Raw genomic sequence first — 14,550 nt, 5'->3', positions numbered from 1 at the left:
TTCATGTCCTCGCTCTGGATGATCGCCGGCAATGCCGGTCACGCTCTTGCCGCGGCGCTGCTCGCCAGTCTCGCGATCCTGACCTCGCGTCGGGCAGGGCGGACGCGGGACGGGCAGATCCTGGTCGTGGCGCTGGCGCTGACCGCGCTCTGGTCGCTGCGCCATGCCCTTGCCGGGGTCCTCAGCCTTGCCTTCCTGTCCGACGGCGTTGCCGAGACCGTGCGCAACGGCGCCTGGCTGGCGGTGATGGGCACCTATCTCTATCGCAGCCAGGGGAACTGGAATCTCCACCGTGGCAGATCGCTGGTGTTCATGGCGCTGGGTCTGTTGCTTGTGGTGCAGCTCGGCTTCGATCTGCTGGTGGGCGAGGGCGCCCCGCTCAATGAAGGCTTGCTCCCGGTCTTCAAGAGCAGCTGGCTGCTCCGCTGCGTCTTCGCGCTCGGCGCGCTCGTCGCGCTGCACGGTCTGAGCGGTCAGCGCGATCATCCCGCGGTCGCGCGGCAGCAGGCCTGGGTAGGCGCGGCTTTGGCCTTCATGTGGGCCTATGACTTCAATCACTACATCCTCGCCTGGCTCACCCATGGCGAGGTGCTGTCGATCGGCCCGATGCGCGGGTTCGTCATGGCGCTGCTTGCCGCCATGCTGGCCGTCGCGCTGCGCACGGACGGGACGCGATCGGTCGCTATCTCGCGCGCCGCGCTGACGCGGCTCATCTCCCTCGGCATTCTCGTGCTCTACATGCTCGTCGTGGTGCTGGCAGCGACGCTATCGAGCGAACTCAGCGCGCCGCTCGGCCGGGTCGCGCAGTTCGCCGTCCTGTTCGCGCTTGCCGTCTCGGTGCTGGCGCTGCTGCCTTCGGCATCGCTGCGCTCCTGGCTGCGGGTCGAGATTTCCAAGCATCTCTTCGCGCATCGCTACGATTATCGCGCGCTCTGGCTGCGCTTCGCCGCAACGGTCGCAGACAGCACCGAAGACGAGGCGCCGCTGGACACGCGCGTGACCCGTGCCATTGCCGAGGCGATCGAGGCTCCCGCTGCCGCTCTGTATTTGTCCGACAGTGACGGCCGACTGATGCGCAACATCATGTGGGCCTGGCCGGACCAGATCGACCTGCCCTGTGATTTTGATCCGAATCTCTCGGCGCGGCTTCGGGAGACCGGCTGGATCGTCGATGTGGCGACGGACTGGTCGCAATTCGGCACGATGCTGCCCGGCTGGATGCATCGCAGCCCGCATGCCTGGGCGATCGCGCCGCTCATTCATCGCGACCAGCTGGTCGGTGCCATCCTGCTCGCCGCGCCTCCCGGAAGACGCCCGCTCGACTGGGAGGACCTGGACGTGTTGCGCGTGGTGTGTGGCGAAGCTGCGGCGCTGATCAGCGAAGCGCGCGGCCGCATCGCCCTGGCCGAGGCGCAGCGTTTCGACGAGTTTAATCGCCGCTTCGCCTTCATGCTGCACGATCTCAAGAATCTGGTGAGCCAGATGTCGCTGCTCGCCAGTAATGCGCAGCGCCATGCCGACAATCCCGCTTTCCGCGAGGATATGGTTCTCACCCTCCACGAGACGGCCGGCCGGATGACCGAGCTTCTGCAGCGCCTCGGCCGGCCGGACTCGACCGTGGACGCCGACGCGACGAGCCTCATGCTCGGGCCCTGGGTGCGCGAGCTGGCTCCGGGTTGGGCGGCAGGGCTCGGCCTTGTCGAAGTGGAAGGGGATGTGCTGCAACCGGCCCGTGCCGATGCGGAGGGTCTGGCCCGCGCGCTTGGCCATCTCGTTCGCAATGCCATCGAGGCAAGCCCGGCCGGCAGGCAGGTCCGCATCGTGCTCGAAGCGCAAGAGTCTGCCGCACGCATCCATGTCATCGATGGCGGCAGCGGCATGAGTCCTGCGTTCGTCCGCGACGAACTCTTCCGCCCGTTCAGCTCGACCAAGCCCAATGGTTTTGGCCTTGGCGCACATGAGGCACGCCTGCTTGTCCAGGCTATGGGCGGCAGCCTCGAGGTTGAAAGCGCGGAAGGGCAGGGCACCTGCTTTACGATCCGGTTGCCTTTTGCCGATAGACTTGCCCCGATTCCCCATTTTGCCCAGCCGGCACGAAAGACAGGTTGATGTCCGATACGCGGCCAAAATTGCTGATCGTCGAGGACGATGCGGGCCTTCAGCGCCAGTTGCGCTGGGCTTATGACGGCTATCAGCTGTTCATCGCCGGCGATCGTGAGGAAGCGCTGGACGTGCTGCGCAGCGAGGAGCCGCCGGTCGTCACGCTCGATCTCGGCCTGCCGCCCGATCCGGATGGCATCAGCGAAGGCATGGCCGTGCTGGCGCAGATCCTCGCCGAGCGGCCGGGCACGAAGGTGATCGTCGCCTCGGGCCATGGCGACCGGGCCAGCGCGCGTCGGGCCATCGCGGAAGGCGCATGGGATTTCTACCAGAAACCGATCGACATCGACTCGCTCGGCCATATCGTCGCGCGCGCTTTCCACGTGCATGCGCTGGAAGAGGAAAATCGCCGCTTGGCGCAGACCGCGCCGGAAGATGATCGTGTGCTCGGACGGATGATCACGGCGGCGCCGGAAATGCTGAAGGTCGCGCGCATGATCGAGCGTGTCGCCAATGCGAACGTCACGGTCATGCTGCTCGGCGCCAGCGGCACCGGCAAGGAATTGCTGGCCAAGGGACTGCACGAGAAGAGCGATCGCGTATCGGGTCCGTTCGTGGCGATCAACTGCGCGGCCATTCCCGAGACCCTGCTTGAGAGCGAACTGTTCGGCCATGAAAAGGGCGCTTTCACCGGCGCGATCAAGACCACGGCCGGCAAGATCGAGCAAGCCGAGGGCGGCACCTTGTTCCTCGACGAAGTCGGCGACATCCCGCTGCCCTTGCAGGTCAAGCTGCTGCGCTTCCTCCAGGAGCGCGTGGTCGAGCGCATCGGTGGCCGGCAGGCGATCCCGGTCGATACGCGCATCGTCTGCGCCACGCACCAGAATCTGGAAGAGATGATCGCGGCGCAACGCTTCCGCGAGGATCTCTATTATCGGCTTGCCGAGATCGTCGTGCGTATCCCGTCGCTGGCTGAGCGGCCGGGCGACGCCGTCCTGCTCGCGCGTCATTTCGTCTCGCGCTATGCCCGCGAGCTCAATCCGCAGGTCAAGGGGCTGTCTGGCGATGCCGTCGCCGCGATCGACGCCTGGGGCTGGCCCGGCAACGTCCGGGAACTGGAAAACCGCGTGAAGCGCTCGGTGATCCTGGCCGACGGCAAGCTCGTCACCGCCGCCGATCTCGATCTCACCGCGCGAGAGGATGGCGACGATGCCGTCGTCAATCTGCGCGCCGTGCGTGAAGCTGCGGACCAGCATGCCATCCGCCGCGCCATGGCCCGTTCGGACGGCAATGTCTCCAGCGCGGCACGCATGCTCGGTGTCAGCCGTCCGACGCTCTATGATCTGATGAAGGCCTATAATCTCGGCTGAACCGAGACTGACGCGAATCTCAGGCTTCTGTGCGCTCGCCGAGTTCGTCGAACGTAATGCCGATGCGATGCATCTGCTCCACGACCGGCGGCCAGACTGAGGAGAAGAAGCGTTCGCGCTCCATGGCGCGCAGGCGGCGCGAGGCGCCCGGCGCAACGAACATGCCGACCCCGCGCTTCACCTGCACGAGGCCATCATCCTGAAAGCTCTGATAGGCCTTGGCGACCGTCAGAGGATTGGCGCCCTGCTGCGCGGCAAAGGCGCGAACCGACGGCAGCATGTCGCCGTCATGATATCTTCCATCGAGAATCGTCGCGGCGATCAGGTCGCGCAAACGCAAATAGACGGGCCGGCTTTCATCCATCGTGCTGCACTAGTGACATAATACAGCCAATCGGTCAACACACTATGTGACGGACTCGTGTCACAAAGGCCGCAAAATGTCGTGGCTCGGCGGGTTTTGGCGCCAAACCGCGCTTGTCGGAGATCAGCCTTCCCAGATGCTCAGTATGTCGTCGAGCTCCGGGCGCGGCCGCTCCTCCAGCTCGCGGCCCGGCGTGCCGAGGAACACGAATCCGGCGATCTTTTCCTCTGCGCTGCCGAATGCGTCGCGCACCGCCTCGCTATAGGCCGGCCAACCGGTCAGCCAGCCTCCAGCAAAGCCCATGGCATGGGCGGCATGCAGCAGGTTCATCGAGGCAGCGCCGACCGAGAGCTCCTGCTCCCAGAGCGGGATCTTGCTCTGCTTGGGCGAGGACAGAATGACGATCACGGCGGGCGCCTGCCGCGCGAACTGGAGCATCGCCTCGATCTCCAGGCGTCCGGCCTCCGGCTTCTCGGCGCGATAGCTCTCTGCCAGCAACGTCGCCAGTGCCTCGCGCTTGTCGTCTGGCACGATCACGAACCGCCAGGGCGCGAGCTTGCCGTGATCGGGCGTGCGCGCGGCGATCCGCACCATCTCCCGCATCTGATCGATGCTGGGGCCGGGCGCGGCCAGGTCGCGCGGTTTGCCCGAGCGGCGGGTGGAGAGATAGGCGAGGAGCGAGGAGCGATCGTTGAGCATGTCAACCGCGCTAGCCAAAAGCGGAGCGCCCGCCAAGTCCCATTGCGAACGGTTCGCAGAAACTGTCCGGGAATGGGTTGATTGTTCGGGAAATGCGGCTCCGCTCGCCGCACAAAAAACGCGCTTCACAGCGCGGCGATAATCTCTAGTTTCGGCCGATCAACTTCGCGCGGCCGTGGCAGCTTTGCCGGGCGCTCGAAACACGGAGAGTTTATGGCAACCATACCCGCCATTGCCCTTGGCAGCCTGCTGGTCCTTCTGATTGGTGGTGCTGTCGGGCTGTCCAGCAAGAAGGCCGAATTTCTCGGCCATCCCAAGGGCCTGTATATCCTGTTCTTCGCCGAGATGTGGGAGCGCTTTTCCTATTATGGCATGCGCGCCCTGCTCATCTTCTACCTCACCAAACACTGGCTGTTCGGCGACGGGCAGGCCAATCTCGTCTATGGCGCCTATACCAGCCTCGTCTACATCACGCCGGTGCTCGGCGGCTATCTGGCGGATCGCTATCTCGGCCAGCGCAAGGCCGTGCTGTTCGGCGCGCTGATCCTCACCGCCGGCCATATCCTGATGGCATTCGAGGGGACGGGCGGACAGGGCGATCCGACGATCAACATCTTCTGGCTGGCTTTGTCCTGCATCGTGGTCGGCTCAGGCTTCCTCAAGGCCAATATCTCGGTGATCGTCGGCCAGCTCTATGGTCTGACCGACACCCGCCGCGACGGCGCCTACACCATCTTCTATGTCGGCATTAACGTTGGCGCGGCGATCGGCACGATCCTCGCGGGCTGGCTCGGCGAAACCTATGGCTGGAAATACGGCTTCGGCGCCGCCGGTCTCGGCATGCTGCTCGGCGCGCTCGTGTTCATGATCGGCAAGCCGCTGCTCCTGGGCAAGGGCGAGCCGCCAAAGCCGCTCGCGAAGAGCATGGAATGGGGCCTCTACGGCATCGGCATCGCATCAATCGGTGTGATCTGGTTCCTGGTCCAGTATCAGGATGTCATCCAGAACCTGCTGATCGTGTCGGGCATCGGACTGCTGGGCTATGTCCTCTGGTCGGCGCTCAAGCTGGAGCCGCATGCGCGAGATCGCATGTTCGCCATCCTGTTCCTGATCGCGCTGAACCCGGTCTTCTGGGGCCTGTTCGAGCAGGCCGGTGGCAGCCTCAATCTCTATACCGACCGCTTCGTGGACCGGCAGGGCGTTCCGGCGTCGCTGTTCCAGTCGATCAACCCGATCTACATCGTGCTGCTCGGGCCGATCTTCGCCTGGCTCTGGGTGTGGCTCGGCAAGCGAGGCTGGGAGCCATCGGCTCCGGCCAAGTTCGGTCTCGCGCTCGCGCAGGTCGGCGTCTCGTTCCTGATCTTCGTCTGGGGCGCGGAAGCCGTGGGCGTGGCGGCGATGACCCCGGTCATCTTCGTCTTCCTCATCTATCTGTTCCAGACGACCGGTGAGCTCTGTCTCTCGCCGGTGGGCCTCTCGGCCATGAACCGGCTTGCACCCAAGCAGCTGGCGAGCCTCATCATGGGCGCGTGGTTCTATATGACGGCGGTCGGCAATTTCGTTGCCGGCAAGATCGGCGAGGCGACCGGCGGCCATGATGGCGAGATGACCAAGGAAGGTACGCTTGCCGTTTACAACACCATCGGCTGGTGGACGATCGGCATTGCCGTCGCCGTGCTTGTCGTATCGCCGATCATCACCCGGCTGATGCATCTCGATACGCTGAAGGACGCCGATCCCGTACCCGATCCGCGGCCCGAAGAGGGACTGCGGCCGGCGCCCGGCAACTGACGGGAAGGGGAGGGCGGATGGTCCTCCCCTCTCAAAAATAGCTCGGAAGAAGTGCCGTGCCGCGCTTCAAATTGACCGTATGACCGGCTAAGGACGCCCCATGAGCAGACGCTTTTTTGGCACTGACGGCATCAGGGGACGCACCAACAAATCGCCGATGACGGCGGAGATGGCGATGCGCGTCGGCATGGCTGCGGGCCAGCATTTCCTGCGCGGCGATCATCGCCACCGCGTCGTGATCGGCAAGGACACGCGCCTGTCCGGCTACATGATCGAGAATGCGCTGGTCGCGGGCTTCACCAGCGTCGGCATGGACGTCGTCCAGTTCGGCCCGATCCCGACGCCTGCCGTCGCGATGCTCGCGGCCTCGATGCGCGCCGATCTCGGTGTGATGATCTCGGCCAGCCACAATCCCTATTTCGACAACGGCATCAAATTGTTCGGCCCGGACGGCTACAAGCTATCCGACGCGGACGAGATGAAGATCGAGGCGTTGATCGAGAATGGCGAGATCCCGCTTGCCGATTCCGCCCATATCGGCCGGGCCCGCCGCGTCGAGGACGGACGCGGGCGCTATATCCACTTCGTGAAGTCCACCTTCCCGGCCCATCTGCGGCTCGACGGGCTCAAGGTGGTGCTCGATTGCGCCAATGGCGCTGCCTACAACACCGCGCCGTCCACCTTCTGGGAGCTGGGCGCGGAGCTGGTTACGATCGGCGTTACGCCCAACGGCACCAACATCAATGACGGCGTCGGCTCGACCGCGCCGCTCGCGCTTCAGGAAACGGTCGTCGCATCCGGCGCGGACATCGGCATCGCGCTCGATGGCGATGCCGATCGGCTGATCGTGGTCGATGAGGCCGGCGAGATCGTCGATGGCGATCAGATCATGGCGCTGATCGGTACGAGCTGGGCACGCCAGGGCATGCTGAAGGGCGGCGGCGTGGTCGCCACCGTCATGTCCAATCTCGGCCTGGAGCGGCTGCTCGCCAGCCAGAACATCCCGCTTATCCGCACGAAGGTCGGCGATCGCTATGTGCTGGAGGAGATGAAGGCGCGCGGCTGCAACGTGGGCGGCGAGCAGAGCGGCCACATGATCCTCTCCGATTATGCCACGACCGGCGACGGCACGATCGCCGCGCTGCAGGTGCTTGCTGCGCTGGTCGAGAGCGGCAAGCCGGCCAGCGAACTGCTCCGCCAGTTCGAGCCGGTGCCGCAATTGCTCAAGAACGTCCGCTTCTCCGGCGGCAAGCCGCTCGAAGCAGACAGCGTGAAATCCGTGATCGCCGATGCCGAGCAGGAACTGAACGGCTCCGGCCGCCTCGTCATCCGCCCCTCGGGCACCGAGCCGGTCATCCGCGTCATGGCCGAGGGCGACGATGGCGAGCAGGTGAAGCGCGTCGTCGAGCGCATCTGCGACGCCGTGGCGAGCGCGGCGGCCTAGGAACGAACAATGCTGGATATGCGCCCCGATTGCGAACGCTGCGGCACCGATCTGCCGGCCGATGCCGGTGGCGCCTTCATCTGCTCGTTCGAATGCACCTTCTGCGCCGAATGCGCCGATGTTCTGGACGAGCGCTGCCCCAATTGCGGCGGCGAACTGCTCGACCGGCCGACCCGCGTCGGCAAGGCGCTGGCGAACAACCCGGCATCGACCGAGCGCAAATTTAGAGCTTAGGTGTGAGCAGCCTCAGACGGTCGGATGCGTGACAGGAGAGGGATGAGCGATGGCGGAAGCCGATTTCGAGTTCGTACCCGGGCCGCGTCCGTCCACCGTCCGAATCGTCTTTCGTGGGTTCTGGGATGAAGCGGTCGTGCAGCGCTATCGGCAGGCATTGCGCGAGCGGGCGATCCAGCGCGGTGCGTCGGCACCGGTCGGCAAGGTTCTGCTCGATTTTCGGGATTGCGAGACCCAGTCTCAAGCGGTGATCGATGCCATGGCCCAGATTCTGGTGGACTATGCGCATGACGTGGAAGGCTATGGCGTCGTCCTGCCCGGTTCCACGCTCTTCAAACTTCAGACGAAGCGGCTGATGACGCCGACCGGCGCAGCCATCTTCGAGGATGAGGAGAAGGCCGCGGCCTGGCTCTCGTCCTGACCGGAGCCGTTGCCGCTCTCACTTGCCCGTCGCGGCGCAATTTCAGACCTTCCCTGCTGGCTTCGTTGCGAAACTGTTTATCATGAGTAATAGTCTGCTCGCACGTCCGCGATGGAGTCGCAGAAGCGACCGCCGCTCCCTGCAAGACCCTGACATGCGAGAGGATCCGCCATGCGCTACAATCACCTCGGCAATACCGGCCTGATCGTTTCCGAGCTGTGCCTCGGCGCCATGACCTTCGGCAAGGCGCCGGGCCGCTTCGCCCATATCGCTGGCCTCGGCCAGGATGAGGTGAATGCCCTCGTGAAGCAGGCCTTCGACGGCGGGATCAATTTCATCGATACGGCCAATGTCTATTCCGATGGACTCTCCGAAGTCGCGACGGGCCAGGCGCTGCGTGATGTCGGGATCAAGCGCTCGGACGCGATCCTGGCGACCAAGGCCTATGCCCGCATGGGCACGGAGGTGAATGCCGCCGGCTCCTCGCGCAAGCATCTGATGGACGAGATCGACGCCAGCCTGAAGCGGCTCAACACAGACTATGTGGACCTCTATCAGGTCCATGGCTGGGACCCCGAGACACCCGTAGAGGAGACGCTCCGCGCGCTCGACGACATCGTCCGCTCCGGCCGCGCGCGCTATGTCGGTGTGTCCAACTGGTCGGCCTGGATGGTCGCCAAGGGGCAGGGCGTCGCCGTCGCACGCGGCCTTGAGCGCATCGCCAGCATCCAGTCCTATTACACGCTCGTCGGGCGCGATCTGGAGCGCGAGATCGTCCCCATGATGGCCAGCGAAGGCGTCGGCCTGATGGTCTGGAGTCCGCTCGCCGGCGGGCTTCTCTCGGGCAAATACAGCCGCACCGCGACCGGCGTCGAAGGCGACGGCCGCGTGACCAAGGGCGGCGGCGCCGGCGGGCATATCGACATGGACATGGTCTATAGCCTCATTGATGCGATGCGGCCCATGGCCGAGAGTCGCGGCGTCGGCATCGCCTCGATCGCGCTGGCCTGGCTGCTCCGGCGCCCGTTCGTCAGCAGCGTCATCGTTGGCGCGACGCGACCGGACCAGCTCGTGCAGAATCTGACGGCCAGCGACGTCGAGCTGACCAGCGAGGACGTCGCCACGCTCGATGCCGTAAGCGCGCTCAAGCCCGAATATCCGCAGTGGATGTTCGTCAATCAGTGGCCGCGCCGTGGCGGCGCTTCCCCGCGCCGTTCGGCTCCGTTGCCGGCTGCCTGAAGGCTTATCGGAACAGGTCGTGCGGCGCCGGCATCGGGTCGCGCGTCTTGCCCGTCAGTACGTAAAGCAGTCCGATCGCGGCGAGCAGCCCTGCCGCGATGATCGGCGCGCGTTCGTCGCCCTCCAGCAGTCGCCCGCCCAGCATCAGCAGGCAGACTGTGGCGCCGAGCACCGGAATGATGACCGGCACGTTGAAGCAGCCTTCCTTGTCGCCCTCGCGTCGCTGCAGCACGACGAGCGCGCCATTCACCACCGCGAACACCAGCAGCAGGAGCATGACCGTCGCACCGGCAAGCTGTTCGATGTCGCCGGCAAGCTGCAGCAGCAAGACGATGGCAAGCACGATGCCGATGGCGAAGTGCGGCGTGCGCCGGGTCCCATGGACGCGGCCGATCGGCTCGGGCAGCAGCTTCTGTCGTGACATGCCGTAGAGCAGCCGCGATCCCATCACGAAATTGACCAGCGCCGTATTGGCGACGGCGGCGATCGTGATGATCGTGAAGCCGATCGCGGGAAACCAGGGCGCCGCACGCGCGACAACGAGTTGCAGCGGTCCCGGTGCGTCGGCCAGCTCCCGCCACGGCACGACGGAGACCGCCGTGATCGCGACGGCAATGTAGATGACCGAGGCGACCAGCATCGCGCCGATCAGCGCGATCGGCATGGCGCGGCGCGGCTCCTCCACTTCCTCGGCGACATTCAGCATGTCCTCGAAGCCGAGGAAGGAGAAGAAAGCGAGGATCGCCCCTTGCATGACGAGCGTCATGGTAAGCGCCGAGCTTCCATCCGCCGACGCAGGCACGTCCAGCAGGTCGGCACCGCCCCAATAGCGCAGGCCGACCGCGACGACGAACAGCAAGCCGAGCGCTTCGACAGCCGTGCAGAGCGCATTGACCCAGAGGGATTCGGTGATGCCGCGATAGACGATGGCAGCGACGATCAGGAGGAACGCGATGGCGAGTGCGATGATCTCTCCTGGCGCGCCCAGAATGGACCAGCCCCAGTCCAAGCCGATCAGCGTGTTGAGATTGCCCGCGATCACCTTGGATTGCGTGGCGATGGAGGAGAGGCCCGAGCAAAGCACGGTGAGGCCGATCACATAGGACACGAAAGGCGAATGGAAAGCGCGATGCGTGGCATAGGCCGCGCCGCCCGCCTTTGGATAGCGCGAAGCGATCGAGGCATAGCTGAGGCCGGTCAGGAGCGCCGCGATCATCGCCGCGAGAAATGCCAGCCAGATCGCGCCGCCCATCACCCCGGCCGCCTTGCCGACAAGCCCGTAAATGCCGGCGCCGAGCATCGATCCGATGCCGTAGAGCATGAGTTGCGGCCAGCGTACGCTACGATTGAGCTCGGTTTCCCGCGTCACCTGGGATCTCTCTTCCATAGGATGGACGCCGCAAAGCGGTAAACGGTTCCTCATTGTGCGCAAGCGCCTCGACTTCCCGGGTCGCGCCCGGCAAAAGCACCTTATGAGCACCCCACGCATCCTCATCATCGCCGGTTCGGATTCGGGTGGCGGCGCGGGCATTCAGGCCGATATCCGCACGGTCACGATGCTGGGCGGCCATGCCATGACGGCGATCACGGCGATCACCGCGCAGAACACGTTGGGCGTGCAGGGCGTCCATCCGGTCCCGACCGAGATGGTGCTCGCGCAGATCGACAGCGTCGTGAGCGACATCGGCGTGGATGCGGTGAAGATCGGCATGATCGGCTCGGCGCAGACCGCGCTGGCCGTGGCCGAGCGGCTGGAAACGATCGGCGCGCCGGTGGTGGTCGATCCGGTGATGGTGGCGTCGAGCGGCGGCGTTCTGGCCGATGCGGAGACGGTCGAGAGCCTGCACGAGCTGATGGGCTGGGCTTTCGTGACAACGCCTAACCTTCCGGAACTCGAAGCGCTCGGTGGCGAGGCGGAACTGACCGCGCGCGGCGAGATGCTGCTCATCAAGGGCGGCCATGCGCCGGGCGCGACCGTGATCGATCGCCTGGTCGGCCCGGAAGGCGAGATCGCCCGCTGGGAAGATCCGCGCATCGAGACCGAGGACACGCACGGCACCGGCTGCACGCTCGCCAGCGCCATCGCGACCGGTCTGGGCCAAGGTCTGGACTTGCCCGAAGCAATCGCGCGCGCCCGCACCTTCGTCCGCCTTGCGCTCAAGGATGCGCCTGGCCTTGGCGGCGGCCACGGCCCGATGGGTCATCCCTCGGTCCGGCTCGATCTCGGCCCCGCCATGCGCTTCAATCAGGCGTCGGTGCCGGTCGCCGACTATGCCGCCTCGCGCGACTTCTACGAGGAACTTGGCCTTCGCCTCATCGTCGATAGCCCCGGCAACAACTACGCGCGCTTCGAGACGCCCGGCGGCGCGACGCTGTCGTTGCACGGCGATGCCCATGCCATCTATCTCGAATGCGACGACCTCGACGCCCGCGTCGCGGCCCTCCAATCCATCGGTTTCGCGTTCGACAGCGAGCCGGTCGACCAGAGCTGGGGCTGGCGCGAGGCATGGCTGGTCGATCCGGCCGGCAATCGCATCTGCCTGTTCAGCGCAGGAGAGTACCGCCGCTATCCGCCCTGGCGCGTGGTGGGGTAAAGAGGAGATTTGAAATGGTAAGGGCAGGATGAGGTTGAGGGAGTGGCTGGTGGCCGTGTGTCTGGCCGCAATGTTGACTGCGCCAGTGATCGCGCAAAATCAGATGGTAATAGATAGGATCAAGGCGCTCGACGCCTCGGCTCCCGTGCCATCCGAAGAAGCTATTTTAAAGGATTTGAAGATCACAGCTGGCGCTTACGCCGAAGCCAAAAAACAATGCCCGCCAACCGCTCTGAATGTGAAGTCGGTCGCTCCGATCACAGGCGCGCGCGCCATTCTGTCGGCCGTGCTGTCCGGGCAGCTCAAAAATGGCTGGTCGATAATGGTGGAGCAGTCGGGCTGCGGAAATGAAAGACTCGTTCGCTACGCTCTGGTCCAGAAGGCGGATGGCAGTCTGCTTAGCGTTCGGACGAACGAAGGCAAATCCAACGCCAATCTCTCGATAATGCGCGATACGAGCGCCTCTGCGGCCCTTGGCGCCTATGCGGCTATCAAGAAGATAGACGCTAGCTGTGCGGGTGAAAATCCCGTCATGGGCGAGACGCGAATCATGGAGGAAAGCGCCGATCTCGGACCCGAGATTTATGGCGTGCGCTACACCGGAAGTTGGGTGGAGATTTGGCCTTTCTCGATATGTGGTCGAACGGCGGAGGTTACGGTGAGTTTTCGTGCCGATGGCGACGGCGGAGCGTATACCAACATTGCGCCGACCGGTGTTGTCGTTCTTGCAGCTTCGAAATGAGGATCGGCGCGCCCCACTCCTGTGTCGCGGGCGTGGACGAAGCGGGCAGGGGACCGCTGGCCGGACCGGTGGTCGCCGCCGCAGTCATCCTGTGCAAGCCGCGCCCCTCGGGCCTCGACGACAGCAAGAAGCTGAGCGCGCCCCGCCGCGCCGAGCTGGAGCAGACGATCAAGCGCCGCTGCCATTGGGCGATCGGCGTGGTCGATGTGGCGGAGATCGACCGGCTGAACATTTTCGGCGCGACGATGCTGGCGATGACGCTGGCGGTCGACGCGCTCTGTGCCAAGGTCGGCTGCGATCCGCTCGAAGTGCTGATCGACGGCAATCTGACCCCGCATGGCCGCCGCCCGGAATGGCGCTGGAACGCCCGGCCCATTGTCGGCGGTGATGCGCTGGAACCCTGCATTTCCGCCGCCTCGATCATCGCCAAGGAGCATCGCGATGCCCTCATGCGCGAGGCCGCGCGGGCGCATCCCCATTATGGCTGGGAGCGCAACAAGGGCTATGGTACCGCCGATCATCTCGCGGCGCTGCGCGAGCATGGCCCAACGCCGCTCCATCGCCGCAGCTTCGCGCCGGTCGCGCAGTTGGTGATGATCTAGGCCGCGATGCTGCCGAAAGCCGCAGCGCGCATCATTTCCAGCCGCATCCTTCCCATCTCGGCCATCATTTCGAGGCTCGGCGGACCGGCTGCGCCGATGTCCGGCATCTTCTCCAGGCCCTCCTGCATCTCCCGCCGCTCATTGACGCGCGGATAAGGGATGGTCGGCACAGGCACGCCGAGAAAGGCGCACAACGGCTGCCATCCCTGCTTCGCCTCGAATACCAGCAACCGCTCGGCCGGAATCGCCTCGATCACTGCCGCATTCCAGCGCTTGAAATAGTCGATCATATGGTCGGCGTCCGCGATGCCATCGCCAAAGGCGCCATGCACCGTGGCGTCGAAAAACGGCTTGGCCGGCGTCTCGTCCAGCATGTGCAGCATACCCGGCGACAGGATCGTGGCATTGGCCGAGCGGAACCAGCTTTCGGGATCACGAACGGTGAGGATGACCTTTGCGTCCGGAAAGTGCGCGGCTATCTCGCGCCAATACTGGCAGCCTGGGTGATCCACGGTCGCCGCATAACCCTCGAACACCGCGTCCCAGTCCGGCCGCCCGTCGATGACGTCCAGCCATTTGGGCAGCGCCGTCGGCATCGACGCCATGGCTTCGACCATATGATAGCAGGGGCCGAAGCCCAGATGTTCCAGCGCGAACTTGAGCGACAGCGTGCCGGTGCGCCCCAGTCCGGCGCCGATCACCTTGAGTGCCATGAGGTCGGTCCTCCTCCCCGCGGTGGGCGGACACTATCAGAAATCGCGTCGCCCTGCCGCCGTTTTCTTGACGCGCTGGCGGCTTTCCCCTAGCGGGGGCCCGGTCATCTGGGGAGTAGCCAGCCGCCCACCCAGGCGGGCTCATGCGTCAACATACTCGGTCGAGAGGCCGTGGCGCGCGGGGGATCAAGCATCCAGGCGAGACCAATGGCATGACGTGTCCGCTTCAGCCCGGCG

General features: G+C 65.1%; 14 protein-coding genes. 10 read left to right on the top strand and 4 right to left on the bottom strand.

Annotated elements, in window-relative coordinates; translation table 11 throughout:
• The first annotated feature begins 3 nt into the window (after positions 1-3).
• Together prsK and prsR are read left to right on the top strand one after the other, a co-directional pair.
• A complete protein-coding gene (prsK, locus tag KM135_RS03400) occupies positions 4-2,109 on the top strand; it encodes an XrtA/PEP-CTERM system histidine kinase PrsK (RefSeq protein ID WP_221712585.1) in 2,106 nt (701 codons plus the stop codon).
• Positions 2,109-3,470 (top strand): PEP-CTERM-box response regulator transcription factor, encoded by a 1,362-nt coding sequence (gene prsR / locus KM135_RS03395; RefSeq protein ID WP_221712584.1) that lies wholly within the window; start codon positions 2,109-2,111, stop codon positions 3,468-3,470. Before prsK ends, prsR begins: the two co-directional genes overlap by 1 nt.
• Positions 3,471-3,489: 19 nt before the next feature.
• On the opposite strand, the gene KM135_RS03390 is transcribed toward prsR, so the two are convergent.
• Both KM135_RS03390 and KM135_RS03385 read right to left on the bottom strand, forming a co-directional pair.
• Positions 3,490-3,834 carry a GntR family transcriptional regulator gene (locus KM135_RS03390; RefSeq protein WP_221712583.1) on the bottom strand — a complete coding sequence of 115 codons (345 nt, stop codon included), beginning with the start codon at positions 3,832-3,834 and terminating at the stop codon, positions 3,490-3,492.
• A gap of 123 nt (positions 3,835-3,957) precedes the next feature.
• The gene (locus tag KM135_RS03385) at positions 3,958-4,533 is read right to left on the bottom strand and encodes a nitroreductase family protein (protein WP_221712582.1); all 576 of its coding nucleotides are present in this window, start codon (positions 4,531-4,533) and stop codon (positions 3,958-3,960) included.
• A 213-nt stretch (positions 4,534-4,746) separates the two neighbouring features.
• Here KM135_RS03385 and KM135_RS03380 point away from each other — a divergent pair, with 213 nt between their 5' ends.
• The 5 genes from KM135_RS03380 (at position 4,747) to KM135_RS03360 (ending at position 9,662) form a co-directional block, all read left to right on the top strand.
• Positions 4,747-6,324: a peptide MFS transporter gene (locus KM135_RS03380; RefSeq protein ID WP_221712581.1), complete on the top strand. Its 1,578-nt coding sequence runs from the start codon at positions 4,747-4,749 to the stop codon at positions 6,322-6,324.
• Between the two features lie 100 nt (positions 6,325-6,424).
• Positions 6,425-7,768: a phosphoglucosamine mutase gene (glmM, locus tag KM135_RS03375; protein WP_221712580.1), complete on the top strand. Its 1,344-nt coding sequence runs from the start codon at positions 6,425-6,427 to the stop codon at positions 7,766-7,768.
• 9 nt (positions 7,769-7,777) lie between these two features.
• A complete protein-coding gene (locus KM135_RS03370; protein ID WP_221712579.1) occupies positions 7,778-8,002 on the top strand; it encodes a DUF1272 domain-containing protein in 225 nt (74 codons plus the stop codon).
• A 49-nt stretch (positions 8,003-8,051) separates the two neighbouring features.
• Positions 8,052-8,423, top strand: a complete 372-nt coding sequence (locus KM135_RS03365; RefSeq protein WP_221712578.1) for a hypothetical protein — start codon at positions 8,052-8,054, stop codon at positions 8,421-8,423.
• 171 nt (positions 8,424-8,594) lie between these two features.
• Positions 8,595-9,662 carry an aldo/keto reductase gene (locus KM135_RS03360; RefSeq protein ID WP_221712577.1) on the top strand — a complete coding sequence of 356 codons (1,068 nt, stop codon included), beginning with the start codon at positions 8,595-8,597 and terminating at the stop codon, positions 9,660-9,662.
• A 4-nt stretch (positions 9,663-9,666) separates the two neighbouring features.
• Here KM135_RS03360 and KM135_RS03355 read toward each other — a convergent pair whose 3' ends face one another.
• Positions 9,667-11,049 carry an APC family permease gene (locus tag KM135_RS03355; RefSeq protein WP_221712576.1) on the bottom strand — a complete coding sequence of 461 codons (1,383 nt, stop codon included), beginning with the start codon at positions 11,047-11,049 and terminating at the stop codon, positions 9,667-9,669.
• Between the two features lie 85 nt (positions 11,050-11,134).
• Here KM135_RS03355 and thiD point away from each other — a divergent pair, with 85 nt between their 5' ends.
• The 3 genes from thiD to KM135_RS03340 are packed head-to-tail and all read left to right on the top strand — an operon-like array spanning position 11,135 to position 13,600.
• Positions 11,135-12,256: a bifunctional hydroxymethylpyrimidine kinase/phosphomethylpyrimidine kinase gene (gene thiD / locus KM135_RS03350; protein ID WP_221712575.1), complete on the top strand. Its 1,122-nt coding sequence runs from the start codon at positions 11,135-11,137 to the stop codon at positions 12,254-12,256.
• A gap of 49 nt (positions 12,257-12,305) precedes the next feature.
• Positions 12,306-12,998 carry a hypothetical protein gene (locus KM135_RS03345; protein ID WP_221712574.1) on the top strand — a complete coding sequence of 231 codons (693 nt, stop codon included), beginning with the start codon at positions 12,306-12,308 and terminating at the stop codon, positions 12,996-12,998.
• Positions 12,995-13,600 carry a ribonuclease HII gene (locus KM135_RS03340; RefSeq protein ID WP_221712573.1) on the top strand — a complete coding sequence of 202 codons (606 nt, stop codon included), beginning with the start codon at positions 12,995-12,997 and terminating at the stop codon, positions 13,598-13,600. The genes KM135_RS03345 and KM135_RS03340 overlap by 4 nt, the downstream gene beginning before the upstream one ends.
• On the opposite strand, the gene KM135_RS03335 is transcribed toward KM135_RS03340, so the two are convergent.
• Entirely contained in the window at positions 13,597-14,313 is a 717-nt protein-coding gene (locus KM135_RS03335; protein WP_221712572.1) for a sulfotransferase family protein, read from the bottom strand. The two genes, KM135_RS03340 and KM135_RS03335, sit on opposite strands and share 4 nt — an antisense overlap.
• Positions 14,314-14,550 lie beyond the last annotated feature (237 nt).

This window comes from Sphingobium xanthum (genome assembly GCF_019737615.1).
GTDB classification, from domain to species: domain Bacteria; phylum Pseudomonadota; class Alphaproteobacteria; order Sphingomonadales; family Sphingomonadaceae; genus Sphingobium; species Sphingobium xanthum.
The sequence above is the reverse complement of the archived record's forward strand: the minus strand, read 5'-3'. Positions and strand labels throughout refer to the sequence as shown.